Annotated in this window: 24 protein-coding genes; 16 read left to right on the top strand and 8 right to left on the bottom strand. The window is 60.4% G+C overall.

Annotation, left to right across the window (positions count from 1 at the left end; all coding sequences use genetic code 11):
- Window positions 1–2: 2 nt before the first annotated feature.
- From Q1A20_RS15450 to Q1A20_RS15470, 5 genes are all read right to left on the bottom strand, one after another.
- Window positions 3–1,001, bottom strand: a complete 999-nt coding sequence (locus tag Q1A20_RS15450) for an ArsJ-associated glyceraldehyde-3-phosphate dehydrogenase (protein ID WP_299405635.1) — start codon at window positions 999–1,001, stop codon at window positions 3–5.
- Window positions 1,001–1,846 carry a helix-turn-helix domain-containing protein gene (locus Q1A20_RS15455; RefSeq protein WP_299405632.1) on the bottom strand — a complete coding sequence of 282 codons (846 nt, stop codon included), beginning with the start codon at window positions 1,844–1,846 and terminating at the stop codon, window positions 1,001–1,003. The genes Q1A20_RS15450 and Q1A20_RS15455 overlap by 1 nt, the downstream gene beginning before the upstream one ends.
- Before the next feature lie 99 nt (window positions 1,847–1,945).
- Window positions 1,946–2,377 carry a universal stress protein gene (locus Q1A20_RS15460; RefSeq protein ID WP_299405630.1) on the bottom strand — a complete coding sequence of 144 codons (432 nt, stop codon included), beginning with the start codon at window positions 2,375–2,377 and terminating at the stop codon, window positions 1,946–1,948.
- Window positions 2,374–4,986: a TRAP transporter permease gene (locus tag Q1A20_RS15465; protein WP_299405627.1), complete on the bottom strand. Its 2,613-nt coding sequence runs from the start codon at window positions 4,984–4,986 to the stop codon at window positions 2,374–2,376. The genes Q1A20_RS15460 and Q1A20_RS15465 overlap by 4 nt, the downstream gene beginning before the upstream one ends.
- A 111-nt stretch (window positions 4,987–5,097) precedes the next feature.
- Entirely contained in the window at window positions 5,098–6,066 is a 969-nt protein-coding gene (locus Q1A20_RS15470) for a TAXI family TRAP transporter solute-binding subunit (RefSeq protein ID WP_299405624.1), read from the bottom strand.
- 505 nt (window positions 6,067–6,571) lie between these two features.
- On the opposite strand from Q1A20_RS15470, the gene Q1A20_RS15475 reads away from it, so the two are divergent.
- Window positions 6,572–7,888, top strand: coding sequence for an aspartate aminotransferase family protein (locus Q1A20_RS15475; RefSeq protein WP_299405622.1), 1,317 nt, complete (start codon window positions 6,572–6,574; stop codon window positions 7,886–7,888).
- 5 nt (window positions 7,889–7,893) lie between these two features.
- On the opposite strand, the gene Q1A20_RS15480 is transcribed toward Q1A20_RS15475, so the two are convergent.
- Window positions 7,894–8,682, bottom strand: coding sequence for a nitroreductase family protein (locus Q1A20_RS15480; protein ID WP_299405619.1), 789 nt, complete (start codon window positions 8,680–8,682; stop codon window positions 7,894–7,896).
- A 124-nt stretch (window positions 8,683–8,806) separates the two neighbouring features.
- Between Q1A20_RS15480 and Q1A20_RS15485 the strand changes: the two genes are divergently transcribed.
- From Q1A20_RS15485 to Q1A20_RS15510, 6 genes are read left to right on the top strand one after another with little or no spacing between them, the layout of a single operon-like run.
- The gene (locus tag Q1A20_RS15485) at window positions 8,807–9,535 is read left to right on the top strand and encodes a 2Fe-2S iron-sulfur cluster-binding protein (protein ID WP_299405617.1); all 729 of its coding nucleotides are present in this window, start codon (window positions 8,807–8,809) and stop codon (window positions 9,533–9,535) included.
- Between the two features lie 3 nt (window positions 9,536–9,538).
- Window positions 9,539–9,880 carry a succinate dehydrogenase gene (locus tag Q1A20_RS15490; RefSeq protein WP_299405614.1) on the top strand — a complete coding sequence of 114 codons (342 nt, stop codon included), beginning with the start codon at window positions 9,539–9,541 and terminating at the stop codon, window positions 9,878–9,880.
- Window positions 9,877–10,215, top strand: coding sequence for a succinate dehydrogenase, cytochrome b556 subunit (gene sdhC / locus Q1A20_RS15495; RefSeq protein WP_299917484.1), 339 nt, complete (start codon window positions 9,877–9,879; stop codon window positions 10,213–10,215). The genes Q1A20_RS15490 and sdhC overlap by 4 nt, the downstream gene beginning before the upstream one ends.
- Window positions 10,216–10,217: 2 nt before the next feature.
- Window positions 10,218–11,975: an FAD-binding protein gene (locus Q1A20_RS15500; RefSeq protein ID WP_299405609.1), complete on the top strand. Its 1,758-nt coding sequence runs from the start codon at window positions 10,218–10,220 to the stop codon at window positions 11,973–11,975.
- Complete coding sequence (locus Q1A20_RS15505) at window positions 11,972–12,928, top strand: fumarate hydratase (protein WP_299917487.1); 957 nt, start codon at window positions 11,972–11,974, stop codon at window positions 12,926–12,928. The genes Q1A20_RS15500 and Q1A20_RS15505 overlap by 4 nt, the downstream gene beginning before the upstream one ends.
- A complete protein-coding gene (locus tag Q1A20_RS15510) occupies window positions 12,925–13,593 on the top strand; it encodes a fumarate hydratase C-terminal domain-containing protein (RefSeq protein WP_299405604.1) in 669 nt (222 codons plus the stop codon). The genes Q1A20_RS15505 and Q1A20_RS15510 overlap by 4 nt, the downstream gene beginning before the upstream one ends.
- Window positions 13,594–13,619: 26 nt before the next feature.
- On the opposite strand, the gene Q1A20_RS15515 is transcribed toward Q1A20_RS15510, so the two are convergent.
- Both Q1A20_RS15515 and Q1A20_RS15520 read right to left on the bottom strand, forming a co-directional pair.
- Window positions 13,620–14,363: a sulfite exporter TauE/SafE family protein gene (locus tag Q1A20_RS15515; RefSeq protein WP_299405583.1), complete on the bottom strand. Its 744-nt coding sequence runs from the start codon at window positions 14,361–14,363 to the stop codon at window positions 13,620–13,622.
- Complete coding sequence (locus Q1A20_RS15520; RefSeq protein WP_299405581.1) at window positions 14,360–15,268, bottom strand: LysR family transcriptional regulator; 909 nt, start codon at window positions 15,266–15,268, stop codon at window positions 14,360–14,362. The genes Q1A20_RS15515 and Q1A20_RS15520 overlap by 4 nt, the downstream gene beginning before the upstream one ends.
- Window positions 15,269–15,417: 149 nt before the next feature.
- On the opposite strand from Q1A20_RS15520, the gene Q1A20_RS15525 reads away from it, so the two are divergent.
- The 9 genes from Q1A20_RS15525 (at window position 15,418) to Q1A20_RS15565 (ending at window position 24,782) form a co-directional block, all read left to right on the top strand.
- Window positions 15,418–16,392 carry a tripartite tricarboxylate transporter substrate binding protein gene (locus Q1A20_RS15525; protein ID WP_299405578.1) on the top strand — a complete coding sequence of 325 codons (975 nt, stop codon included), beginning with the start codon at window positions 15,418–15,420 and terminating at the stop codon, window positions 16,390–16,392.
- Window positions 16,393–16,486: 94 nt separating this feature from the next.
- Window positions 16,487–16,978 (top strand): tripartite tricarboxylate transporter TctB family protein, encoded by a 492-nt coding sequence (locus Q1A20_RS15530; protein WP_299405576.1) that lies wholly within the window; start codon window positions 16,487–16,489, stop codon window positions 16,976–16,978.
- A complete protein-coding gene (locus Q1A20_RS15535) occupies window positions 16,975–18,489 on the top strand; it encodes a tripartite tricarboxylate transporter permease (protein ID WP_299917492.1) in 1,515 nt (504 codons plus the stop codon). The genes Q1A20_RS15530 and Q1A20_RS15535 overlap by 4 nt, the downstream gene beginning before the upstream one ends.
- A gap of 239 nt (window positions 18,490–18,728) precedes the next feature.
- On the top strand, window positions 18,729–20,339 hold the full coding sequence (locus Q1A20_RS15540; protein ID WP_299917495.1) for a glutamate synthase-related protein: 1,611 nt from the start codon (window positions 18,729–18,731) through the stop codon (window positions 20,337–20,339).
- Window positions 20,336–20,713, top strand: coding sequence for a hypothetical protein (locus tag Q1A20_RS15545; RefSeq protein WP_299405570.1), 378 nt, complete (start codon window positions 20,336–20,338; stop codon window positions 20,711–20,713). Before Q1A20_RS15540 ends, Q1A20_RS15545 begins: the two co-directional genes overlap by 4 nt.
- Window positions 20,710–21,771 (top strand): Rieske 2Fe-2S domain-containing protein, encoded by a 1,062-nt coding sequence (locus Q1A20_RS15550; RefSeq protein ID WP_299917498.1) that lies wholly within the window; start codon window positions 20,710–20,712, stop codon window positions 21,769–21,771. The genes Q1A20_RS15545 and Q1A20_RS15550 overlap by 4 nt, the downstream gene beginning before the upstream one ends.
- Complete coding sequence (locus Q1A20_RS15555; RefSeq protein ID WP_299917502.1) at window positions 21,768–22,529, top strand: hypothetical protein; 762 nt, start codon at window positions 21,768–21,770, stop codon at window positions 22,527–22,529. Before Q1A20_RS15550 ends, Q1A20_RS15555 begins: the two co-directional genes overlap by 4 nt.
- The gene (locus Q1A20_RS15560) at window positions 22,529–22,810 is read left to right on the top strand and encodes a hypothetical protein (protein ID WP_299405563.1); all 282 of its coding nucleotides are present in this window, start codon (window positions 22,529–22,531) and stop codon (window positions 22,808–22,810) included. The genes Q1A20_RS15555 and Q1A20_RS15560 overlap by 1 nt, the downstream gene beginning before the upstream one ends.
- Entirely contained in the window at window positions 22,803–24,782 is a 1,980-nt protein-coding gene (locus Q1A20_RS15565; protein ID WP_299917505.1) for a thiamine pyrophosphate-binding protein, read from the top strand. The genes Q1A20_RS15560 and Q1A20_RS15565 overlap by 8 nt, the downstream gene beginning before the upstream one ends.
- The last annotated feature ends 23 nt before the right edge of the window (window positions 24,783–24,805 follow it).

The following is a 24,805-nucleotide window of genomic DNA, read 5'->3' on the forward strand; positions in this document are numbered from 1 at the left end:
GCTCACAAGGATCCGCCCACCATGAAGGCCACGTCGACGAGCCGGTTGGCGTAGCCCCATTCATTGTCATACCAGACATAGACCTTGAGCTGGGTGCCATTCACCACCATGGTCGAGGGGGCATCGACGATGCCGGAACGAGGGTCGTTGGTGTAATCCGTGCTGACCAATGGGCGGGTTTCGTAGCCCAGAATACCTTTCAACGGGCCATTGGCGGCGGCTTCAAAGAGGCCGTTTACCTCCTCCACCGTGGTGGCGCGCTCGAGCTCAAACACGCAATCGGTTAGCGACGCATTAAGCAGCGGCACGCGCACCGCATGACCGTTCAACCGCCCCGTCAGTTCCGGGTAGATCAAGGTGATTGCGGTGGCGCTGCCCGTGGTGGTCGGGATCAGCGAATTCAGGGCAGAGCGGGCCCGGCGCAGGTCCTTGGCGGGGCGATCCACGATGGTTTGGGTGTTGGTCACGTCGTGGATCGTAGTGATCGAGCCGTGCTTGATGCCAAGGTTTTCGTGCACGACCTTGACCACGGGCGCGATGCAATTGGTGGTGCAGCTGGCCGCGGTGACGATGTCGTGCACGCTTGGGTCATAGATGTCGTCGTTCACGCCGTAGACGATGTTTGCGGTGGGTCCGTCCTTCACAGGCGCGGAGACCACGACCTTCTTCACACCGGCGGCGAAGTAGGGGGCGAGCGTCGCCTCGGTCTTGAAGACGCCGGTGCAGTCGATCACCATATCGACACCCTCAAGCGGTAACCTGTCGAGTTCAGTCTCGTTATGAACGGCAAGCCGGGTGCCATCGACGGTGATGCTGTCTGCATCCGCGCTGAAGGCCGCGGGCCAGCGCCCGTGGACCGTGTCAAACTCCAGCAGATGGGCATGCATGGCCGCATCGCCCACCGCATCGTTGATCCAGGCGATCTGCGCCCCGCGTTCAAGCAGGGGCCGCAGCGCGAGCTTGCCAATGCGGCCCAGTCCATTGAGGGCGTAAACGGTCATTAATGAGTTCCTTCCAGGTCAACCGCGCCGATCTCATCAACGGCGGCTTGCAGTGATATGCGATTATGTGTCTCGATCGGCAGGGAGGCGAAGGCCTTGATACGGTTGTTCAACGCGCCATAGGTCTGCTGAAATGCGAGCCTGCGTTCAGCGAGGCTGCCCTCGGCCTTTACCGGATCGGGCAGACCCCAATGCCCGCTGATCGGCTGACCCTCCCAGGCAGGGCAGTCTTCGTTGGCGGCGCGATTGCAAACGGTAAATACAAAATCCATCTTTGGCGCCTCCGGTGTCTGAAATTCGGAGATATGCTTGGCGCGTAACAGGGATGTGTCATGCCCTTTGGACGCCAGCATCTCCACAGCGAGGGGGTTGAGCTCTGACCCTGGGTTCGTGCCTGCGGAGTAGGCCTTGAACCGGGATCCTTCCAAGTCATGCAGGATTGCTTCTGCAAAGATGGATCGTGCGGAATTGCCAGTGCAGATAAAGAGAACGTTGTAGGTGGTGTCAGTCATCGTCAGCGCTCCTTTTGGGGGGGAAGAGGGGACAGGGGGACAAAGCTCGGGGCGACCGCGGCAGCATTCGTTGAAGAGGAAATCGATCAACTCGCCCGCAGCCTGGGTCCGGGCGCGGTAGCGCAGGGAGGTGCCCAGCCGGTGTTGCGTGATGAGTTTCGCATCGCCCAGCGATGACAGGTAGACAGATGTTGTCGAGGGTTTCAGGGCAAGCGCTTCGGCGATTTCGCCGGCGGGGACCTCATCGGGGTAGCGGCGCATCAACAGGCGAAAGACCGCAAGCCGTTGCGGATGGCTGAGGGCAGAAAGGCGGTCAAGGGATTCTATTTCCATATTTCATGAATATTAGAAATAAAGAGAAATTCAAGAGATTCGTACGCAAAAAAACGCGCCCGATATCGGGCGCGTTACTGTCTTTAGAAGCAGGGGCTTTTAGCGGACGACGTGTACGCTGCAGGTGGAATGGCGCACCACTCGGGCCGCATTGGGCCCCAGCAGATAGTCCTTGAAATCCGGCTTATGCGCCCCGATCACAATCAGCCCGCAGTCGGTTTCTGCAGCAACATGCAGAATTTCCTCATAGGCGTTTCCGGTGGCCACGATATGGCGCACCATCGCGTCCGCATCCGCCCCAAGGCTTGCAGTGATTTCATCACTTAGTAACTGCCGCGCTTCGGCAACGGCCTTTTCATGGTGATCCGCTTCGAAGTAGGTGCTGACAATGCTCTGCCCGAAATCCGGAACAACGGTCACAACGTCCAGAGAGGCGCCATCCAGATCGGCAAGGCGCTTCGCAATCTTGAGAACCTCAGCATCCCTGCCTTTGTGGCTGACATCGACGGCGCATAGAACGGGACGGCTCATGCGGTCACTCCTTCTGTTTCTTCTTTCCCGGCCCGGCCGCGCTGCAGCAGGACAATAAGACCCAGCAGCAACAATGCGGGCAGGAACATCAGCTCCTTGGGCATCTGGTCCGCCGGGGCTTTGACCGCTTTGATGGTGACAAATTCCTCGCCGTAGAAATCATAGCTCTGGAAGGTCTCCGCGAAGGGCGTGCCAAAGAGCGGCTCCTCCAGGGCGATCTGGTCCCCTTCCTCGAGGGTCAGCAGCCCGTAGGCTTCCATCCGCGCGCCTTCGGGCTCGTCACCGATGGGCACCAGCAATGTGGTTTCCTTGATCTCGCCCGTGTCGAAGTCCGGACCGCTGACAACGACCCTGAATTCGCGACCAACCGGCGCCGCCTCGACCCGTTCGGCAAAGGCCGCAGGGGCCACGTCCTGGAAGGGTGGCGAGATGCGGTCCATGAAGAAATCCGGACGGAACAGCATGAAGGCGATGAACACGAGCGCGACGCTTTCATAGATGCGGTTCTTGGTCAGGAAATAGCCCATGGTGCCGGCGGTAAAGACCAGAATGGCAATGGTGGCGGTGACGAACACCAAGATCCCCTGCGCCCAGCCGACATCGATCAGCAACAGATCGGTGTTGAAGATGAAGACGAAGGGCAGAGCCACAGTCCGTAAGCTATAGAAGAAGGCCACAAACCCGGTGCGGATTGCATCCCCACCGGAAACCGCTGCCGCCGCGAAACTTGCCAGCCCCACGGGTGGCGTCACATCCGCCATAATCCCGAAGTAGAAGACAAAAAGGTGCACGGCGATGAGCGGCACGATCAGCCCGGATTGCGCGCCAAGTTCGACCACAACCCCCGCCATCAGCGAGGAAACCACGATATAGTTCGCGGTGGTGGGCAGACCCATGCCGAGGATGAGGCTTAAAAGCCCCACCATGATCAGCATCAGGATTAGGTTGCCGCCCGAGAGGAACTCCACCAGATCGGCCATGACCTGACCTACACCAGTCAGCGTCACGGTGCCCACGATCACACCGGCAGTGGCCGTGGCCAGGCCGATGCCGATCATGTTGCGCGCGCCGTCGATGAGGCCTTGCAGCAGGTCAGCGACGCCGTCCTTGAAGGCATTTGCCATCTCGCTTTCACCCCGGAACATCGCCTTGAGCGGCTTCTGCGTGAGCAGGATCACGAACAAGAGCGAGGTCGCCCAGAAGGCGGAGAGGCCCGGCGATTTCTGCTCGATCATCAGGAAGTAGACCAACACGATGATCGGCAGCAGGAAGTAGAGACCGGCCTTGTAGATCTCGCCCACAACCGGCAATTCGATCTCTTCGGCGTTGGGATCATCGGGCTGCAGGTCCGGGACCTTTGCTGCAAAGAACAGCAAAAACACATAGGACAGGAAGACCAGCGCCGACAGCAGCAAGCCAGAGTTTGGCAGCAGCGACGTGATCCATTTCACCGGATACTGCACGCCGTAGCAAAGCGCTGCGAAGCCCACGAAGAAGGCCGCCATGCCGCCGATGGTTTTGCCCATCGACACCACACGATTGCCCAGCGTGGGCATGTTGTTCTTCACCGCTTCGAGATGCACAATGTAGACCAGCGCGATGTAGGAAATCGTCGCGGGCAGGAAGGCATGGGTGATCACCTCGACGTAAGAGATGCCCACATATTCCACCATCAGGAAGGCCGCAGCGCCCATCACGGGGGGCATGATCTGGCCGTTCACGGAAGAGGCCACTTCGACCGCGCCGCCTTTTTCGGCGGAAAAGCCTACGCGCTTCATCAGCGGGATGGTGAAGGTCCCCGTCGTCACCACATTGGCGATGGAGGAACCGGAAATCAGGCCGGTCGCAGCAGAGCCCACAACAGCGGCTTTGGCGGGCCCCCCCTTGAGGTGACCCAATGCCCCAAAGGCCATTTTGATGAAGTAATTCCCCGCACCCGCTTTATCGAGCAGGGCGCCGAAAAGCACGAAGAGGAAGACGAATTTGGTCGACACGCCAAGCGCGATCCCGAAGACCCCTTCAGAGGTGATCCACATATGGCTCATCGCCTTTTGCAACGAGGCGCCTTTCCAGCGGATCACATCCGGCACCGCCGTGGAGGAGCCAAAGAAGACATAGAGCAGGAAGATCGTGGCGATGATCGCCATGGCCGGGCCCAACGCGCGGCGCGCACCCTCAAACAGGATGAGCAGACCGGCAAGCGCGAACCACTTATCCGTATGATCGGCGAGGCCGCCGGAGTTCACGATCTTGTCGTAGAAGATATAGCCATACATCGCGATGAACGCGCCGCCGATGGCCAGCACCCAATCGTGGATGGGGATGTAATGGCGGGGGCTCGACTTAAGCATCGGGTAGGCCATGAAGGCCAGAAATATCGAAAACGCCAGGTGGATCTGGCGCGAGTTATTGATCACCGAACCGGGCAACAGCTGATTGGACAGGGGCGATGCCAGCATGACCTGAAACAGCGACCAGACAATGGCCACGACAGCCAGAAAAGTCCCCACCGCACCGGCGGGGTCACGGGCACCGGCATCCGACGAGGATACGAGCTCCTGAAGTTCTTCTTCGGTCAGCGCACGGCCGCCGCTGGACTTATCTGCCATTTGACTGTCTCCCTGGGATGCCGCTGTTTACGGCTTTTGTTCTGAGAATGGGCCCTCTTGGCGGGGCGTCAGAGGGCGGCTGTCCGCCCTCTGTGGGATCGTTGCGGTGGATTATTCAATCCAGCCTTTTTCTTTGTAGTATTTCGCTGCGCCTGGGTGCAGCGGCGCCGACAGACCCGCTGTCGCCATTTCCTCTGCTTGCAGGTTTGCAAAAGCCGGATGCAGTTTCTTGAAGTCTTCGAAGTTGTCAAAGACCGCAGCAACAACGGCATAAACGGCATCTTCGGAAACACTTGCCGATGTCACGAAGGTCGCGCCCACACCAAAGGTGGTGGTGTCTGCATCGGACCCGCGATACATGCCGCCCGGAATGGTTGCGGAGCGGTAGTAGGAGTTTTCACCGATCAGCGCCTCAATTTCCGCGCCGGAAACTTCCACAAGCACGGAATCGCAGGCCGTTGTCGCTTCCTGAATGGAGCCGGAGGGGTGACCCACGGTGTAGACCATCGCATCGATCTGGTTGTCGCAAAGTGCTGCGGATTGTTCCGCCGCCTTCAACTCGGAGGCCAGAGCCAGATCGCCCGTCGACCACCCCATTTTGTCGAGCACAACTTCCATCGTGCCGCGCTGGCCGGAGCCGGGGTTGCCGATGTTCACGCGCTTGCCCTTCAGATCGGCGAAGGTTTTGATGCCTGAATCCGCGCGTGCCACAACGGTGAAGGGTTCAGGGTGCACCGAGAACACCGCGCGCAGATCTTCGAACGCGCCCTGATCTTCGAACTTCGAGGTGCCGTTATACGCATGGTACTGCCAGTCGGACTGCGCCACACCAAATTCCAGCTCGCCTTCGCGGATGGTGTTGATGTTGTAGACCGAACCCCCGGTTGATTCGACGGAACAGCGGATGCCATGCTCCTTGCGGCCCTTGTTCACCAGACGGCAGATGGCGCCGCCCGTGGGGTAGTAGACCCCTGTAACACCGCCCGTACCGATGGTGATGAACTCTTCGGCCATGGCGGCAGGCGCTGCCATCATCGCCAATGCCGCACCTGCGACCGTCATTTTTAATCCATTGAACATTGTTGTCTCCCTTATGTGGATTATTGGTTGTAGCTTAGCCGTCCAGAACTTCTTGTAAACGGCGGTTACACAGTTCGGCCTCTGCAGGACCTGTGCAAAAGACTTCGCCTTTGATTTGGGCAAGCATGCCCTTCAGCGTTTCCAGAGAGAAACGCGCGGCTGCGTTAAAGGAAAAGAAAAGCGGCGTTCTTGAGGGGGCGATCAAGCCTGCAGCGGCGCGGTTGATCGCGGGGCCGTCTGCGATTGTCACACCAAAGCTGCGACTTATGCGCGCCGGTTCAGGGTCGCGTGCGTGGAGGGCTGAAAAAGGTGTCTGCGATATCACAACGAACACCTCGGGGCACCCAGTAAGGCGTCGTTCTCAGGTATCCTGATATCAAGCGGCTGCGCCATGCACGCTCCCCAGCCACAATGAGTCCCATGGCGAGGACTCATTTGTTTCAGTGCATTGTCAACGAAGGCCCCGTATGTTTCACAAATGGCAGCTAAACTAGGGAGGTTTCGAATGTCACATGTATTCGCCCGTCACTCTAAGGCCAATCTTCGACGCGCGTCTATAGGTAAAGGCGCGTACCTCTATGATGCTGATGGCAAAGAATATTTTGATGGATCAGGTGGGGCGGCGGTGTCTTGCCTGGGCCACGGCGATGCGGATGTCATTGCCGCCATTCAGGAACAGGTCGCACAACTGGCCTATGCGCATACGAGCTTTTTTACCTCCGACCCCGCCGAAGAGCTTGCCGACCGGCTGGTCGCCGAAGCCCCCGGCGATCTGGATAAGGTCTACTTTGTCTCCGGTGGTTCTGAAGCCGTCGAAGCCGCGCTGAAACTGGCGCGACAGTATTTTGTGGAAATCGGGCAACCCGCCCGGCGTCACTTCATCGCCCGGCGGCAGAGCTATCACGGCAATACGCTTGGCGCGCTGGCGACCGGTGGCAACGTCTGGCGCAAACAGGCCTTTGCGCCGATCATGGTGGACACTGCGCTGATCTCGCCGTGCTATGCCTATCGAGGGCAGGCGGAGGGTGAGAGCGCCTTCGACTATGGTCAGCGAGTCGCCAATGAGCTGGAGGCAGAACTGCAGCGCCTTGGGCCTGAGACGGTCATCGGTTTTGTCGCCGAACCCGTTGTCGGGGCGACGCTTGGGGCGGTGCCGCCGGTGGAGGGCTATTTCAAACGCGTGCGCGAGATTTGCGATCAATACGGCATTTTGCTGATCCTCGACGAAGTCATGTGCGGCATGGGGCGCACTGGCAGTCTCTTTGCCCATGAGCAGGAGGGGATAACGGCCGATATCGTGACCATCGCCAAGGGCCTCGGGGCCGGATATCAGCCCATCGGCGCGATGATGTGTACCGCGCAAATCCATCAGGCCATCGCGGATGGATCCGGGTTCTTTCAACATGGTCACACCTACATCGGCCACCCGACCGCCTGTGCGGCGGGCAATGCGGTTTTGAAAAAACTGACCGGCGGGTTGGTGGACCGTTCCGCGGAGATGGGGGCGAAATTGCACAATGCATTGCAGGGCGCGTTTGGTCAGCACCCACATATCGGTGACATTCGTGGGCGCGGCCTGTTTCAGGGGCTGGAGATTGTCGAGGACCGGGCCAGCAAACGCCCCTTTGCCCCGGAAAAAGGGATCAACAAAAAGATCAAGCAGGTCGCGATGGAAAACGGCTTGGCCTGCTATCCGATGGGGGGCACCGTGGACGGGCAGAACGGCGACCATGTGCTGCTGGCACCGCCCTTTATCATGGAAGACTGCCACGTGGATGAAATCGTGTCGAAGCTGAAAAAGACTTTTGATACAGTGCTGTAAGGAGCTCAGTCGAGATTAAAACCGATCTCGCGCATGACGTCGGCGAAATCCGTGCGCTGGGGGGACGCATACATTTTTGCCTTGGCTTCGGACCAGCCCGGACCATCGGCACCTGCAAGCCGCCGCGTGTCGTAGGCCGATACGTCCGCTTTGGTGATATCGGCGAACTGGTTGTGATGCACCGTTTTTGCCAACGGCAGGCGCGCGCTGATCTCTGGCACTCGAAGGGGGTGTCCCACGGCCATCCCAGCAACAGGGAAGACATGATCCGGCAGATTGAGCAGGCCTCTTACCTCTTTGAGGTGATTGCGGATGGTGCTGATCGGACAGCACCCCAGGCCTGCCGCCTCCGCCGCAACCATTAAGAATGCAAGCGCGATGCCCGCGTCCAGGCTGGCGTTGAAGAAGGCGTCCAGGTGATCGTTGGGAAAGGGCTGTGCGTGCCAGGCCTGCAGCTGTCGCTGGCGCCGGTTGTTCGCCAGAAAGACGACCATCGCGGGCGCATCGGCAATCCATGCCTGCGCGTCGAGCAGAGATTTGAGGTCCCGCAATAGCCCAGGATCGGTCACGATCAGGATGTCGCGCTGTTGCAGATCGCTCTTGGACGGGGCGCAGAGTGCCGCGGCGCAAAGTGTTTCCAATATGGCCGGATCAATCTGATCGGGCCTGAAGTCGCGGCAGGACCCGCGCGCGGCCAGGCGAGTGATCTCCGGGTTTGTTGCCAGAAATTCCGGTAGGTCCGGGGCGTCTCCGAAACGCTGTTGGAACAGGTTTCTGAGTGGAGCGTCAGCCATGCGGAATTGTTCCTTTATCGTAAGTATCTCTTACAAAAAACATAAGAACATATTCCTTCTCGTTAGCATTTCTGGCGGTTATATCATAATCGCAATGTGAACAGTCACAAGTCAGGAACGCGTGGTGGATGCAGATACAGCCCCTTTGGAAGTCTCCGTTTGGCGCGGCGACGCAGAGGGTGGCAGTTTTCAGCAGTTTGAGGTGCCCGCGCTTGAAAATCAGACCATTCTCGATGTGGTGTCGTGGATACAGCAATACGCAGATGCGACCCTGACCTACCGGTTTGCCTGCCGTGTCGGCATGTGCGGCTCCTGCGCGATGATGGTGAACGGGCAACCGCGCTGGACCTGTCGCACCCATGTCAAAAAAGTGCTGAAAAACCGTAAGGTCGAAATAGCGCCCCTGCGAAACCTGCCTGTAATCAAGGATTTGGCGGCGGACATGGATCCGTTTTTCGACAAGTGGATCGCTGCGGGCGGTGCTCATACGCCAAGTGCCAGTCGTGACGATCCGATCCCGCCCATTGACCCCGCAGACGGCGCGCGGGTTGAGGCCAGCGCCGGTATCGAATGCATCAATTGCTCCATTTGCTATGCGGCCTGCGACACGGTGGCGGGCAACCACGATTACCTCGGACCCGCAGCGTTGCAGCGGGCTTGGACCTTGCTGAAGGACGCTAAACACGAGGGCCGGAGCGCCATCCTAGATGCGGTGTCTGGAACGGGCGGGTGCCACAATTGCCATTCCATGGGCAGCTGCACGGTATTTTGCCCCAACGACCTTGATCCCATGTCCGCCATCGCTGGTCTCAAACGGGAAACCACCAGGTCGTTTTTCGGGAGGCGTAAGTAGCTGATGCTCGATCTGAGGCTTTATATGCTGCAACGCCTCTCCGCGCTGATCATGGTGCCGCTGACGCTCGGCCATATCGCGGTGATGATCTACGCGGTGCAGGGCGGGCTGACCGCGGAGGAGATTTTGGGTCGGACGCAGGGGTCCCTTTTTTGGTTCCTGTTCTACGGTTCTTTTGTCCTTGCCGTGTCTCTGCATGCGGCCATCGGGCTGCGGGTGATCGTGCATGAAACCTTCGGGCTGCGGGGCACGGCGTTGGTTGGATTGACCTGGAGCGTTGGTCTGCTGTTGCTGGGCCTGGGCACACAGGCGCTGGTCGCGGTTACCTGGCCGGGTGCAACATGAGACTGGCGCGCGCGCATCCTCTATGGCTGGCCTTTGTGCTGCACCGGGTGTCCGGGCTCACGCTTGCGCTCTTTTTGCCGCTGCATTTCTGGGTGCTGTCCTGGGCGCTGACGCAGCCGCAAAAGCTGAACCAGTTTCTGAGCTTTGCTGAACAACCTATTGTTAAACTGGCAGAGTTTGGGTTGATCTTTCTGCTCGCCGTGCATGTATTTGGCGGGTCGCGGCTCATGGCGATGGAATGGCTGCCCTGGTCCGCGCCGCAAAAGACACTGGCAGCGGGCGCCGTTGGGGTCGCCGTCCTGATCTCCGGCACCTTCTTGTTGCAGGTGGTGTGAATATGAGCAGGGACATCGACCGCCAAGACACGGATATCCTGATCCTCGGCACCGGCGGCGCGGGGCTTTTCGCAGCGCTGCACGCGCAGCAAGCCGCCCCTGAAGGCACCAAGATCACCATTGCCGTCAAGGGCCTGATTGGCAAATGCGGCTGCACACGGATGGTGCAGGGCGGTTATAACGTGGCTCTTGGCGGCGGCGACACGGTCGAGCGGCATTTCATGGACACGATCGAGGGCGGTAAATGGCTGCCCAATCAGGACATGGCCTGGCGGCTGTGCGAGCAGGCGGTTGTGCGCATCTGCGAGCTGGAAAACGAGATCGGCTGCTTCTTTGACCGCAATCCCGATGGCACGCTGCATCAGAAAGCCTTTGCCGGGCAGACGGCGGACCGCACAGTGCACAAGGGTGATCTGACGGGCATCGAGATCATCAACCGGCTGATGGAGCAGGTGCTGAGCCGCCCGGTCGAAAAGCTGCAGGAGCATCGCGCGGTTGGTCTGATCCCGACCAAAGATGGCAGTGCGCTGGCAGGGGTGTTGATGATTGACATGCGCAGCGGGAAATTCCGCTTTGTGCGGGCCAAGACCGTGTTGATGGCCACGGGAGGCGGCCCGACCATGTACAAATACCACACCCCCAGTGGCGACAAGACGATGGATGGGCTGGCTATGGCGCTGCGCGTCGGGCTGCCATTGCGGGATATGGAGATGGTGCAGTTCCATCCCACCGGGCTTCTGGCGGGCGCACACAGTCGCATGACCGGCACGGTGCTGGAGGAGGGGCTGCGCGGCGCCGGCGGGCAGTTGCTGAACGCCGCGGGGCAGCGCTTCATGTTCGATTATGATGGCAAAGGCGAACGCGCAACGCGCGATGTGGTCAGTCGCGGCATCTATGCGGAAATGCGCAAGAGCAATGATCCCGATCAGGTGGGCATGTTTATCTCCATGTCCCACCTCGGCCCCGACAACGTGCGCGCCAAGTTCAAGGGTATGGTGAAGCGCTGCGAGGACAGCGGGTTTGACCTTGCGGGTGGTCTGGTCGAAGTGGTGCCGACCGCGCATTACTTCATGGGCGGCGTGGTGGTGGACACGGATACGCGCACGGGGCTTCAGGGCCTTTATGTTGCGGGTGAAGATGCGGGTGGCGCGCATGGCTCCAATAGGCTGGGCGGCAACGGTGTTGCCAATTCCACCGTTTATGGCGGGATTGCGGGCGATACGATGGGCGCGGACATCCGCAAAATGCCGACACTGCGTGATCCTGATGAAAGCGTGCTGATGGCAGAATATGAACGCGCGCGCCATCCGCTTTCCCGGCCCCCTGATTTGGTGCAGCCGCTGCGCAACCGCCTGCAGGAAGCGATGTGGGAAGATGTCGGCGTCATGCGGGAGGCAGCCGGGATGACGCGCGGTTTGCGCCGGGTGCGGGCCATTCGCCGCGACCTGATGGATGTCGGTGTGGCATCGGACACGCTGGCGTTCAATTTGACGTGGCATGACTGGTTGAACATGGCGAGCCTCTGCGATGTCTCCGAAGTGATCGCTCTGGCGGGGCTGGCGCGGGAAAACTCGCGCGGTGCCCACTACCGCGAAGATTTTCCGGAAGCCGGAGAGATGGCGGCCTCCTATTTCACGGTTGCGAAACGCGCCGGTGACAAGGTGAATGTCACGCGGCAAGACGTTGATTTTTCAATTGTTCGCCCAGGCGAAACGATTCTGCCTGAAGGCGAGCCAGAAACCCTGGTGGCGGCACAATGATTTCAATCGACCTCATTCAATCGACCGCGGAAACCCTGATGGACAAGGCCGCCGTCGAAATCCCGCAAGACTATCTGGACGGGCTGCGCGCGGCAGCAAAAACCGAAGATGGCGATCTGTCGTCATTTGTGCTGCAGGCCATGCTGGAGAATTACGAGGCCGCCAAGGAAGACCGCCGCGCGATGTGTGGCGATACCGGCGTGCCGCGCTGGTTCGTGAAAATGGGCAATGACGCCCGCATTGAAGGCGGCCCGATCGCCTTGGAAGCGGCCCTGCGGCGGGCGACGGCCAATGCCACCACCGGCGTGCCGCTGCGCCCCAACCGGGTACATCCGCTCTGGCGCACGGATCACAACAACAACGTCGGCATTGGCGCGCCGGAGATTGAATATGGCTTTGAGCCGGAGGGGGAGTGGATTGACCTGATCACTGTGCACAAGGGCGGGCTCTTTGGCACCGATTACCGCATGCTCTTCCCGTCGGACGGCATTCAGGGGATCAAACGGTTCTATCTCGACAGCCTCGTGGCTTTTGGCAAGCGCGGCCTTGCGTGTCAGCCCGCGATTATCGGCATCGGGCTGGGCGGATCGAAAGACACCTGCATGGTGCTGGGCAAACGGGCCTCTGTCCTGCGCACGGTGGGCAGCCGGAATTCGGACCCAAGGATTGCGGAGATGGAGGATGAATTCAAGGAACTGGGCAATTCAATCGGTATGGGGGCAATGGGATTTGTTGGTAAAAACATGGTTATAGACTGCAATATTGAAGTGGGCTATTGCCACACCGGCGGTATGCAGATGTCGGTGCATGCGTTTTGTCTGTCGTCGCGCCGGGCGGTGGCGCGTGTCTTTCCTGATGGCCGGGTCGAACATCGCACGGACCCGGATTGGTTCACCGATTATCAGCGCCGCGAAACCATCGAATGGGACCCGGCGCGGGAGGCGGCAGAATGAAAATTCGCGAAGTGACACTGTCAACCACGCCCACCGCCGAAGCAATTGCCGATCTGCGCCTTGGCGATATCGTCTACCTTGACGGGTTGATCTACACCGCGCGCGAAGGCGTTTACATGCGCGCGCTGGAGAAAAAGGCCAACATCCCGATGGAACTGCCCTCGCAAAGCGCCGCCAACTTCCATTGCTCCCCCGCGGCCGTGATCCGCGCGGATGGCTCCTTCGATCTGGGGGCGGTGACGGCCACGGCGAGCTTTCGTTTTGCCAAGTGGTTGCCGGAATGGATGGCCAAGACCGGCGCCCGGCTGATCATCGGCAAGGGCGGCATGTCGTCCAAAGACTACAAGGAGTATTTTGTGCCGAATGGCGCGGTCTATCTGTCCACCGTCGGCTACGGCACCGGTGCGCTGTTGGGGCGCGGGGTGGAGACGGTGGAGGCCGTGCATTGGCATGAGGAACTGGGCATCGCGCAGGCGATGTGGGTGATCCGGGCGCGCCGCATGGGGCCGTTCATCGTGGCGTCAAACATGGCCGGTGAGTGTTTGTTTGAGCGTGAAAACGCCAAGATCGTGCAAAACCTCGACCGGGTTTATGAAGGCACGAAACCCGCCGTCTTGAAGCGTTATGGCGAGACCGACGACCGATCCGACGAGGTTATCGGCTAAGGGCACCCGATGCGGCGGCTTTGGCGTCAGAGTATTTCACGCAAGAGCAAGACGGTGCCTGAGATCAGGCAAATGGCGATCAGCAATCTGCGAAAGATATCGTCTGTCAGCCTGCGAAAGACGATGATCCCGACCTGTGCGGCGAGGATCGCAGAAGGCATGGCGATACAGAGCTGCAAAAGCGTGCGCTGATGATAGGCGCCGCCCCAGGCCAGTACGAGGGCCGTCAGTGCCAGGACGGTCACGTTAAAGGGCTGCAATACAGCGCGTGTTTCATATTTGGGCCAGGCGCGCATGGAACACCACATGGTAGGCAACGCGCCCGACAGCGATGCCGCGCCGCCCAATATCCCGGCGCAGAACCCAATCGTGCAATCGATGAACGGCGTGGGCCGGTCGATTTTGGGCAGGTTGCGCCGGAAAGTAAAAAAGCCGCCGTAGAGAATAAGAAAGAAGGCGATGAGGTATTTCAGCACCGAGACATCGACCTGCTTCAGCGAGGCGACGCCCAGCGGGATGCCAAGGATGGCCGGGAACAGGAAACGCGCAAGGCGGCGCGGGTTCTGCGTCAGCGAATGCCGCACGATCCACAACCCCTGCAATCCGCTGACGACCGAGATGGCAACCGTGATCGCAACCGCTTCGACGGCGGGCACCACCGTCAGGAAAAACCCCAGCGCAAAGAGGGACGTGCCAAATCCGGCAAGCCCGTTGATGAAGCCGCCCGCGAGACCGCCAATGATCAGAAATGTCATTTCCTGAGATGTCATTCAGCGGTGGCCGGAGGGGAGGGGCCGAAGGCACCGATGGTGACCGAGCGCAGGCAGATGCTGTGCAATTCGCTCAGAACCCGACCGCGCGCGGTATCCTGCGGGTAGGCGAGGCCCAGGCGCCGGATGGGCGCGTCTTCGCCAAGGGGTAAACGTCTGAGCGGCAGGGGGTTGTTTGGCTGCACCGCGCGTCTGGGTGCGATTGCGACGCCAAGATTAGCGTAGACCATGCTTGAGATTGCCTCCAGACTGTCCAGTTCCATCGCCTCGTTCACGCGGATATTCTTTCGTTGCAGCCAGCTTTCGATCATATGGCCCACCACGGCCTCGCGGTTAAAGCGGATAAAGGGGTGTTTCGCGATCAGCTCAAGTGGATCATCGCTGCCGGTGTCCAGAGAGGCCAGCAGTTGCAGGGGCTCCTCGGCAATCTCGCGGAATTCAAACCCCGGCGGCATCAATTGGGGACGGGTCACAAGGGCGGCATCCAGTGCACCACGTTCCAGCTGCGACATCAATTGGTTCGTCAGACCGGGAAAGAGCCTGACATGCACCTGCGGGTAGGTTTTCACCAGCATCGAGATGGCAGAGGGCACCAGCGTCGTCAGCGTGGTCGGCAGCGCGCCCAGTTTGACCTCGCCGCTGACGCTGCTTTCGCCCAGCACGGATGGCAGCATCTGATCATAGGCCCGCACCACATCGCGCGCTTTGGCCACCAATGCGCGGCCCAGCGGCGTCAGTTCCGGCGTGCGTTTCGATCGATCAAAAAGCTGCACGCCCCAGCTTTCTTCCAGACCGCGCATCTGCTGGCTGACCGCAGCATGGGTCACGTAGACGGCATCCGCCGCCGCGCTGAAGGTTTTGTGATCATGCACGGCGATGAGGGTTCGCAAGGTGCGAATGGACATGTGATACGTGCCTTTTGTGTTAGCTTGGCTAACGGATTTTGTAATTTATTATTACTTCTATAAAGCATGTCTTAACGTTACCAATTGTCAAGGGCGCCATCGGCTTCGCCCGGGGGGTCCGAATGGCCGGTCATACTGGGAGGAATACGATGTCTTTTAGAACAATCGGCGCGGTCTGCGCTTTGAGCCTTGGGATCGCTGGCGCGGCGCTTGCGGAGTATCCTGAACGGCCCATTAATATGGTTATTCCCTACGGTGCGGGCGGTGCCACCGATATTTCCGCACGGACAATTGCGGAGCCGCTGGGGGCGGCGGTGGGCAAGCCTCTGGTCATGGCAAATGTGACGGGCGCGGGCGGGGCGACAGGATCGGTTGCCGTGCAAAACGCCAAGGAAGATGGCTACACGATGCTCTTTGCGCGCGTGGGGTCGCATTCAGTGAACCCGGCGATGAAGGCGACGCTGCCTTACACGCTGGATGATTTCCGCTTTGTTACCGTTTACGAGATCAACCCTTTTGCCTGCGTGGTGTCGGCGACCTCCGACCTGATGTCGATGGAGGACGTGCTGGCGGCGGCCAAGGGCGACGGTCTGAGCTTTTCGTCTTCCGGTGTCGGCTCGGGGCCGCATCTGGCGGCGGCGATGGTCCTAAATGCCTTTGGGCTGGAGGATGCGGCCAATGCGGCGACGCATATTCCACAGCAGGGCGGCGGGGCTGCGGCCACGGCTGTTCTGAACGGGACGGCGGATTTCCTCTGCACCAACAGCTCGGCGCTGGCGAGCTTTGTGGCCAATGGCCAGATGCGGGCGCTGATGGTCACCACAGCCGAGCCTGTCGAAGGTTTTGATGCGCCAACGGCGACATCGCTGGGGCATCCTGAACTGGAGCAGATGGTCGGCTGGACCGGCATTGCCGGGCCTGCAGGGTTGCCGGATGAGGTCGCTGACAAATGGGGCGAGTGGATGACAGCCGCCGCTGCGAATGAGGAGTTCGTGAGCTCCATGGAGGCGCGCGGGTCGATCATTCGGGTGATGTCGCCGGAGGAGGCCAATGAATTCATCCGGGCGCAATACGACACCTTCCGGAAACTTGTTGACGATTTGGGTATGAGGATTGAAGGCTAGGCGGGCGGCCTTGCCGATCCACGACGCTGAAACGCCGGACCGCGCGATGGTCCGGCGTTTTTTATGGTGCGGACTCCGGATGGGAGGGGTGTAGATGACACAACGACAGGTGCAGCTGCGTCTGGGGGGCGGTGCCGTGATCGTGGCTGCGTTCCTTGCGCTTTTTGCCATACCGCAATGGGTTTCCTCGCCCAGCAATGTGGGCAATATCGTCCTGTCGCCGCTCTTTTGGCCCTATGCGCTCGCGGGGTTCACCGGCCTGACCGGGCTTGGCCTGATCTTTTCCGGTCTGCGGATGCAAGGTGCGGACGAACCGGTCAATGACCCGATCGAGGATACCGGCGCGGCCTGGCTCAGACTTGCGGCTATGGCCGTGCTCATGGGGCTGACGATGTTCCTGCTGCCCAGGCTCGGTATGGTGCTCACCTCAATGCTGGTGTTTGTCGCCTCCGCGTTTCTGGTGCGCACGCGCCACCCGATCACCGCCATTGTCTGTGCGGTGATTGTACCGCTGGTGCTTTATGCATTTTTTGCCCATGTGGCGGGGGTCGCCATCCCGCAGGGTGAGTTTCTGAGGCTGCCATGAGTTTTCTCGACAGCATCGCGGCGGGCCTGAGCCTTGTCGGCAACATCGAAGCGTTCCTTGCGCTCTTTGTCGGCGTCGCCATCGGTGTGGTCGGCGGTGCAATTCCCGGCATGTCTGCCACCATGGCCGTAGCGCTGACGCTGCCCTTCACCTTTGCGATGCAGCCGATCACCGGCATTCTGCTGCTGCTTGGCGTCTACAAGGGTGGCATTTTTGGCGGGTCGATCCCGGCGATCCTGATCAAGACACCGGGCACACCGGCCTCTTCGGCCACCATCCTTGACGGCTATCCCATGGCGGAAAAGGGTGAGGCGGGCCGGGCGCTGGGCATGGCGCTCTGGGCGTCCTGCACGGCGGATGTGATCTCCAACCTCGCGCTCATTCTCTTTGCAGGCTGGCTGGCGTCTTTCGCGCTCAGCTTTGGGCCGCCGGAATTTTTCACGCTGATCCTGTTTTCCCTGACCATCATCGCGGGCGTGTCGGGGGAAAGCTTGTTGCGCGGGGCGCTCTCTGCGCTCCTGGGGCTCTTGCTGGCCACCATCGGGCTTGATCTGGTCTATGGCACCAATCGCTTCACCTTCGGTGATCCGAACATGATGGGCGGTCTCAATTTCATCGCTGTCCTGATCGGGCTTTTCGCGATCCCCGAAATTCTGGCGATGGTCTGGCATCCCACGGCGCATGTCGGCAAGACCCGTTCGCTGGGCAAGAACTGGGTTTCTTTCGCCGACTACCGACGCAGCTTCAAATCCATCGTGCGCGGCAGTTTCATTGGCGTCTTTCTGGGGTCCATCCCGGGCATCGGTGCCGCCCCGTCAGCATTCCTCAGCTATTCGGAGGCGCGCCGCACCTCGAAAAACAAGGAAAACTTCGGCAAGGGCGAAATCGAGGGCGTCGCGGCGTCCGAGGCAGGCAACAACGGTGTCGCGGGCGCCACCCTGATCCCGCTGCTGGCCCTTGGGGTGCCGGGCGACGTCATCACCGCAATCATCATCGGGGCCTTCATGATCCACGGTCTGCAGCCCGGCCCGATGATGTTCATCCTGAACGTGGACATCATCTATGGCCTCTTTATCGGGTTGATCGTCAGTTCCGTATTCCTCTTCATGATCGGCTCCGTGGCCATTCGCGGGTTCAAATATGTGGCCGACATTCCCAAACGCATCCTGATCCCGGCGGTGCTGGTGCTGTGCATCTACGGCGTCTTTGCGGTGAACAACAATATCTTCGACGTGGGCGTGATGTTCGCGATGGGCTGGGTCGGATATCTGATGGTGCGCTATCACATCCCGGCGGCGCCCTTTCTGATTGCTTTCATTCTGGGGCCTTTGCTGGAGGATAACTTCCGCCAGTCCATGCTGATGTCGGGGAGTGATCCGACGATCCTGGTGCGCGGTCCGATCACCTGGTTTTTCTGGACGCTGACCCTTTTGACGATTGTCGCAATTGCCCGCGCAGGGGTGCGGGCGGTCAAAAACAATCCGCTGTTGTCTGGCCGATCAGGTCGGTAACGCGGGGGGGGGTGGTTGATCGACGTCGGGTTGCCACGGGAGCGCCATACCCTCCGGGACGACCGGCACCACCGCACTGACGCGGAAAAACAACAACAGGCGCAATAGCGCCAAAAATACCCCGCAGGCAGAAATTGTGATTTGGCATGGCGACAGATTGCATAGCATCTTGGGAAAACTCAGGCATATGTGCCCGCAGCGGTGCGGCCAAGACCCCAGGTATGACAAGGATTTTGACTATGATACCGACGCCCGTTGCAACCCTTTCCACCTTGCCGGACCGTGATCCTCAATATGCGTTGGTGGGCGAGGTTGACTTGGTTGTGGTGCGTTTCGACGATGAGGTTTCGGTGTTCTACGGGCGCTGTCTGCACCGGGGTGCCCTGATGGCGGATGGCCATGTGCGCGGCAAAGATCTGATTTGCGGGGTGCATGACTGGGATTACCGGCTGGACAGTGGTGTGTCGTCCTATGCCAATGACGAAGCGCTGCCGAAGTTCAAATCCTGGATCGAAGACGACCGGATCATGGTCGATGCCGATGAGATCAACCAATGGGGTTTTGACAATCCGCAGCCCTACAACCGCGATGCTTATCTGGGCCTTTATGCGGACCCGAGCCATGGCGACACAGGCGAGCCCTACACCGGGCTGATCCAGCAATATGCCCGCGACGGGCTCAGCAAGACCGGTCATCACGGCGTTGTCGATGCCATGGGAGTGTTGCGCGCGGAATTACCGGATTGGGATGACATCCAGTTGCTGACCGCGCAATTGGCGAAACCGCCGCTGCTGGAGGACGCGCCGGTCGGCACCGAGGTGGTGATTGGTCCGAATGCGCAAAAACCGCTGCGGCTGGATATTCCGCTGTTCGTGTCTGACATGTCCTTTGGCGCGCTCTCTGAGCCTGCCAAGATTGCCCTGGCGCGCGGTGCGGAGATCGCGGGCACGGGCATCTGTTCCGGGGAGGGCGGCATGCTGCCCGAAGAGCAGGAAGCCAATACGCGGTATTTCTACGAACTCGCGTCCGCGCGTTTTGGTTTCAGCTGGGACAAGCTCGATAAGGTGCAGGCGTTTCACTTCAAGGGCGGGCAGGGCGCCAAGACCGGCACCGGCGGGCATTTGCCGGGGACCAAGGTCCAGGGCAAGATCGCCGAAGTTCGCAGCCTGGATGAAGGGCAGGACGCGATCTCGCCGCCGCGGTTTCCCGATTGGACAGAGCCTGCGCAGATCAAAGATTTCGCCGATGAGGTGCGCGACCGCACGGGCGGCATTCCCGTCGGCTACAAGCTCAGCGCGCAGCATATCGAGAAAGACATCGACGGGGCCATCGCCGTCGGGGTGGACTATATCATTCTGGACGGGCGCGGCGGGGGCACAGGGGCCGCCCCGGTGATTTTCCGCGACAATATTTCGGTGCCGACCATCCCCGCGCTGGCCCGTGCGCGGGCGCATCTGGACCGGTTGGAGCGGGGCGACGTGACGCTGGTCATCACCGGCGGCCTGCGCAAACCCGCGGATTTCATCAAGGCCATGGCGCTTGGCGCGGATGCGATTGCCATTTCGAATTCGGCGATGCAGGCGATCGGCTGTCTGGCGATGCGCGCCTGTCATACCAACAATTGCCCCGTGGGCATTGCCACGCAAAAGCCGCATCTGGTCGACCGTATCGTTGTCGAGAAATCCGCGCGCCAGCTGGCGAACTTCTTTGAGGCATCGGTCGAATTGATGCAGGTGATGGCCCGCGCCTGTGGTCACAGTCATCTGTCGCAGTTCAATCATGATGACCTGACCACATGGAAAAAGGAGATGTCGGAGATCTCCGGCGTGACTTTCGGAGGCGTTGCATGAACCAGGCAGAGGCGATCCTGATGGGGCTGCGGATATGGGGTAGCATCGGGGCGGTGGTGGCCGCGATTTTCCTGACCATCGGCATGGACCGGATCGATGAGGATGCGCGCGAGGCCTATATTTTCAGGCCGCTGCTCATTCCCGGCATTCTGGTCATCTGGCCGTTGGTGTTGTGGCGGTGGTACCTCTACGAGACGGGCCGGGAGATCTGGACCCGCCGCTATGATCCGCCGCGCAAATCGCACTTCGCCGTTGGATGGATCCTGCCCATTGGCATCTGCGTGATCATTGTGACCGGGCTCACCCTGCGCCAGACCTGGCCGGTGGAGATTGCCCCGGTGCGCCTGTCCGCGCCAGCGGAGGTCAGCCAATGAGCGTCAAGTACATTCCCGTTCAGTGGAACACCAACAAGTATATCTATGACGCGGTGATGCTGCTGGGTGTCGCGCTGTTCCTCTATGTCTTCCTCTACGCTGCGCCGGACATTCTGAGCCATGAGCGCCCGATCAACAGCCAGGTGCACAACGCGCGCGCCTTCGGGGCCTGTGCCTTTGTCATGCTGACGGTGATCCTGTGCATCGGACCTCTGGCGCGGCTCGATCCGCGGTTCCTGCCGCTGCTCTACAACCGGCGGCATTTCGGTGTGATGACCACCTTCGTGGCGATCACCCACGCGGGCTACATTGTGGATTGGTATTTTGCCTTTTCGTCGTCGAACAAATACGAGGCGCTGCTCTTTGCCAATACCAGCTACGGCCAGTTGGCCGGGTTTCCGTTTGAGGCCTTCGGGATCTTTGCGCTCTTCATTCTGATCGTGCTGGCGGCCACGAGCCATGATTTCTGGATGAAATTCCTCAGCCCGCCCTTGTGGAAACGCATCCATTACCTGATCTACCCCGCCTATCTGTCGGTTGTCGCGCATGTGTCTTTTGGCATCCTGCAAGACCAGCAGAACCATGTTTTCACAGGAATTTTCATTGGTGGTGCGGTCTTGGTTGGCGGGCTGCATCTGATGGCAGCGCTGCAGGAGCGGCGCGCGGATCAGGCGCTCTTGGCGCCAGCGACCGAATGGGTGCATGTCTGTGATGTCTCCGAGATGAAAAACGGGTTTGCCAAGATCAAGCTGCTGACGGGCGGCGACCGCGCGGCCGTCTATCTCAACGCGGGCAAGCTCAGCGCCATCTCCAACGCCTGCGCGCATCAGAACGGACCCTTGGGTGAGGGGAAGATCATCGATTGCCTGGTCACCTGTCCCTGGCACGGCTTCCAATACGATGTGGCCTCTGGCCGGTCGCCCGCACCTTTCACCGAAAAGGTGCCGACCTATAATCTGAAAACCGAGGGCACCGCTGTCCTGGTGGACGTCAAGGCAAACCCGCCGGGCACCTATGTCGAACCCGTGCCCGCGCCGGGCCAGGAGGGGATATCATGAGCGATGACAACAAGCCGTTCTTTGTCGGATACCTGCCGACACCCAAGGCCCTGCGCGGTCTTTTGCTGGCGGTCTGTGTGCTCTTTATCAGCGGGCTCGCCGGGTTTGGTCTGGCGCTCGGGGTGGCGCAGGATGATCCCGGCGATGGCGCATTTCGGTTCGATTACGGCCGTCAAACGGTGACCGGTGTGGTGGAGCTCACGCCTTATCCGCTGCTGCGCGTGACCGAAGGCAATGAACGTATCCCGGCGGGCCACACGCTGATGCTCGCGGGCGGTGGCAAGACCAACGTAGAGACTCGGGCGATCCCGCTGGAGGGGCAGCTCGCACAGGTTTCGGGCACCATGCTGCAGCGGGGTGCGCTCGATATGCTGCAACTGCGCGGCGGTGCCAATGGGATCAGTGCGGCGGAGGGTGAGGTGCCGCAGATTGAGACCGTACCGTTGGGCCGCTGGAAGCTCGCGGGCGAGATTTGTGACGGCAAATGTTTGGCCGGGGCCATGCGCCCGGGGCGCGGGTTGGCGCATAAGGCCTGCGCGAACCTTTGTTTGCTGGGCAAGGTGCCACCCGTCTTTGTCTCGACCCAACCCGTGGACGGCTCCGAATTCCTGCTGGTAACGGGCCCGAACGGAGAGCATTTACCCGAAAGAGCATACCATTACGTGGCGCAATTCATCTCTCTGGAGGGGGATGTCGAGCGGCGCGGAGACCTCCTTGTCTTGCGGATGGACCCCGATACGCTGGAGGTGCTGGACTGATGCGCCGCGTTATCATGCTGCTCATTGCCGCCGTTCTGGCAGCGATTTTCTTCTACCTCTCGCGATTCTGGTATCTGTCGCTTTGGGACCGTCCGGGCCTCTTCGGGTTGGAAGAGCTGCGCCCACAGGGCGGTCTGGTCGGGCAATGGGTGCGTGGCACCGACGCCGCCCCTTTTGAGCTGCTGATCTGGGCGCTGGGGTGCTTTGCGGTGCTGAGCATTGCCCAAAAAATCTATGACCTTTTCACCACGCCAACCGATGCAGGAGAGCCCCATGAGTGATGAAACCCTCGACTGGATCAGTGTGGGCCAGATTGATGATCTGCCGGAGGGCCGGGTGAAAACCGTCACGGCGCGCACCACGTCCATCTGCCTTGTGCATTTCGACGGGCAATGGGCGGCGATGAACAACCATTGCCCGCACCAGCGCGGACCACTTGGCGAAGGCTCCATCGAGAAGGGCATCGACGACAAATGCTGGATCCGCTGCCCCTGGCACGGTTGGGATTTCGACCCGTTGACCGGCAAACCACCCGGTGGGCATGAGGACACCGGCCAGCAGATGTACCCCGTCGATATCCGCAACGGCGAGATTTTCGTCGGTATCGCACCCGAACCACCCCATGAGCGCACGGTCACCGATGTCATGGTCGAGACGCTGACCAACTGGGGTGTGCAATCGGTCTTTGGCATGGTGGGCCACTCCAATCTGGGGCTGTCGGATGCGATCCGGCTGGCCGTCGGTGACGGCAAAATGCGCTACTTTGGCATTCGTCACGAGGGTGCCGCAGCCTTTGCGGCCTCGGCCTATGGCAAGCTCACGGGCACGCCTGCGGCTTGTCTGACCATCGCGGGTCCGGGGGCCACGAACCTGTTGACTGGCCTCTGGGACGCCAAGGTGGACCGCGCGCCGGTGCTGGCGCTGACCGGGCAGGTGCAGACCCAGGTGATGGGGCCGGGCGCGTTTCAGGACATCGATCTCTTGTCGGCGTTCCAGGCGGTCACGAGTTTCTCGCAACCGGTGCTGGGCAGCTCAAATCATGCGGAGCTGGCATCACTGGCCTGCAAGACGGCGATCGTGGAGCAGAATGTCGCGCATCTGATCTTTCCCGATGATGTGCAGACCAACCCCTCCGATCAAGCTGCCGGAGCGCCGCAGGGCCGTGTGACCGCCGCCCCGGTGACGCCTGCGCAAAGCGAGACCGACAAGGCCGCGGCGATGATCAAAGCCGCCAAACGGCCGATCATCATCGTGGGTCATGGCGCATATCCGGTGCGCGACGACATCGCCGGTCTGGCCGAAACACTGGGCGCGCCGGTGCTGACCACTTTCAAGGCCAAGGGCCTCTTGCCTGACAGTCACGCCTGTGCGGGCGGTGTTTTGGGGCGCTCCGGCACGCCGATTGCCAGCTGGTTCATGAACGAGGCCGATCTGATCATCGCGCTTGGCACCAGCTTTTCCAATCACACCGGGATTGAGCGCAGCAAAGAGATCATTCAGGTCGACCATGAGCGCATGCAGCTGGGTAAATTCCACCCCGTGGCCCTGCCCATCTGGGGCGATGTCGGCGCCTTTTGTGATGCGATCACCCGCGCCGATTGCAAAAATCCGGGGGCGACGGACCAGATCGCCGAACTGGCCGACCGTTGGGACATCTGGCGGCGCGAGAAACAGCAGCGGTTGGCAGAAGATCTGGGCAAAGGCATCCATTCCTTCGCCATCTTCGAGGTTCTGGGCCGGCTGGTGCCCGATAACACGATCTTTGCGGTGGATGTGGGCAACAACACCTATTCCTTTGGCCGCTATCTGGAGACAAAGGGCACACAAAGAGTGCTCATGTCCGGCTATCTGGGCTCCATCGGCTTCGGTCTGCCCGCCGCCATGGGGGCCTGGGCGGCAACGCAGGATAAGGATGATCTGAAGGGGTGCAAGGTCGTGTCGATCTCGGGTGATGGCGGCTTTGGCCAGTACCCGATGGAGTTCACCACCGCCGTCAAATACGGCATGGATATCACCCATATCCTGCTGCACAACGGCGAATTGGGCAAGATCTCCAAGGAACAGCGCTCCGGCGAATGGCCGGTCTGGGAAACCGATCTGCAGAACCCCGGCTTTGCCGCCTTCGCCCGCCTCTGTGGCGGCTACGGCGTGAAAGTCACCGATGCGGTGGACATCGAAAGCGCGATCAAGGAAGCGCTGGAGCATGTCGGCCCGGCGTTGGTGGAGATCATGACAGATGCGGATTTGGTCTGATCCGATTGCGCAGCAGGCGGGCA

The sequence above is a fragment of the uncultured Roseobacter sp. genome (assembly GCF_947501835.1).
Taxonomy (GTDB): Bacteria; Pseudomonadota; Alphaproteobacteria; order Rhodobacterales; family Rhodobacteraceae; genus Roseobacter.

What these genes read in the sequence shown, in the direction of transcription:
- Q1A20_RS15450 (WP_299405635.1), bottom strand. Translation starts at nt 1,001, where the DNA reads ATGACCGTTTACGCCCTCAATGGACTGGGCCGCATTGGCAAGCTCGCG.
- Q1A20_RS15455 (WP_299405632.1), bottom strand. Translation starts at nt 1,846, where the DNA reads ATGGAAATAGAATCCCTTGACCGCCTTTCTGCCCTCAGCCATCCGCAA.
- Q1A20_RS15460 (WP_299405630.1), bottom strand. Translation starts at nt 2,377, where the DNA reads ATGAGCCGTCCCGTTCTATGCGCCGTCGATGTCAGCCACAAAGGCAGG.
- Q1A20_RS15465 (WP_299405627.1), bottom strand. Translation starts at nt 4,986, where the DNA reads ATGGCAGATAAGTCCAGCGGCGGCCGTGCGCTGACCGAAGAAGAACTT.
- Q1A20_RS15470 (WP_299405624.1), bottom strand. Translation starts at nt 6,066, where the DNA reads ATGTTCAATGGATTAAAAATGACGGTCGCAGGTGCGGCATTGGCGATG.
- Q1A20_RS15475 (WP_299405622.1), top strand. Translation starts at nt 6,572, where the DNA reads ATGTCACATGTATTCGCCCGTCACTCTAAGGCCAATCTTCGACGCGCG.
- Q1A20_RS15480 (WP_299405619.1), bottom strand. Translation starts at nt 8,682, where the DNA reads ATGGCTGACGCTCCACTCAGAAACCTGTTCCAACAGCGTTTCGGAGAC.
- Q1A20_RS15490 (WP_299405614.1), top strand. Translation starts at nt 9,539, where the DNA reads ATGCTCGATCTGAGGCTTTATATGCTGCAACGCCTCTCCGCGCTGATC.
- sdhC (WP_299917484.1), top strand. Translation starts at nt 9,877, where the DNA reads ATGAGACTGGCGCGCGCGCATCCTCTATGGCTGGCCTTTGTGCTGCAC.
- Q1A20_RS15500 (WP_299405609.1), top strand. Translation starts at nt 10,218, where the DNA reads ATGAGCAGGGACATCGACCGCCAAGACACGGATATCCTGATCCTCGGC.
- Q1A20_RS15505 (WP_299917487.1), top strand. Translation starts at nt 11,972, where the DNA reads ATGATTTCAATCGACCTCATTCAATCGACCGCGGAAACCCTGATGGAC.
- Q1A20_RS15510 (WP_299405604.1), top strand. Translation starts at nt 12,925, where the DNA reads ATGAAAATTCGCGAAGTGACACTGTCAACCACGCCCACCGCCGAAGCA.
- Q1A20_RS15515 (WP_299405583.1), bottom strand. Translation starts at nt 14,363, where the DNA reads ATGACATCTCAGGAAATGACATTTCTGATCATTGGCGGTCTCGCGGGC.
- Q1A20_RS15520 (WP_299405581.1), bottom strand. Translation starts at nt 15,268, where the DNA reads ATGTCCATTCGCACCTTGCGAACCCTCATCGCCGTGCATGATCACAAA.
- Q1A20_RS15525 (WP_299405578.1), top strand. Translation starts at nt 15,418, where the DNA reads ATGTCTTTTAGAACAATCGGCGCGGTCTGCGCTTTGAGCCTTGGGATC.
- Q1A20_RS15530 (WP_299405576.1), top strand. Translation starts at nt 16,487, where the DNA reads ATGACACAACGACAGGTGCAGCTGCGTCTGGGGGGCGGTGCCGTGATC.
- Q1A20_RS15535 (WP_299917492.1), top strand. Translation starts at nt 16,975, where the DNA reads ATGAGTTTTCTCGACAGCATCGCGGCGGGCCTGAGCCTTGTCGGCAAC.
- Q1A20_RS15540 (WP_299917495.1), top strand. Translation starts at nt 18,729, where the DNA reads ATGATACCGACGCCCGTTGCAACCCTTTCCACCTTGCCGGACCGTGAT.
- Q1A20_RS15545 (WP_299405570.1), top strand. Translation starts at nt 20,336, where the DNA reads ATGAACCAGGCAGAGGCGATCCTGATGGGGCTGCGGATATGGGGTAGC.
- Q1A20_RS15550 (WP_299917498.1), top strand. Translation starts at nt 20,710, where the DNA reads ATGAGCGTCAAGTACATTCCCGTTCAGTGGAACACCAACAAGTATATC.
- Q1A20_RS15555 (WP_299917502.1), top strand. Translation starts at nt 21,768, where the DNA reads ATGAGCGATGACAACAAGCCGTTCTTTGTCGGATACCTGCCGACACCC.
- Q1A20_RS15560 (WP_299405563.1), top strand. Translation starts at nt 22,529, where the DNA reads ATGCGCCGCGTTATCATGCTGCTCATTGCCGCCGTTCTGGCAGCGATT.
- Q1A20_RS15565 (WP_299917505.1), top strand. Translation starts at nt 22,803, where the DNA reads ATGAGTGATGAAACCCTCGACTGGATCAGTGTGGGCCAGATTGATGAT.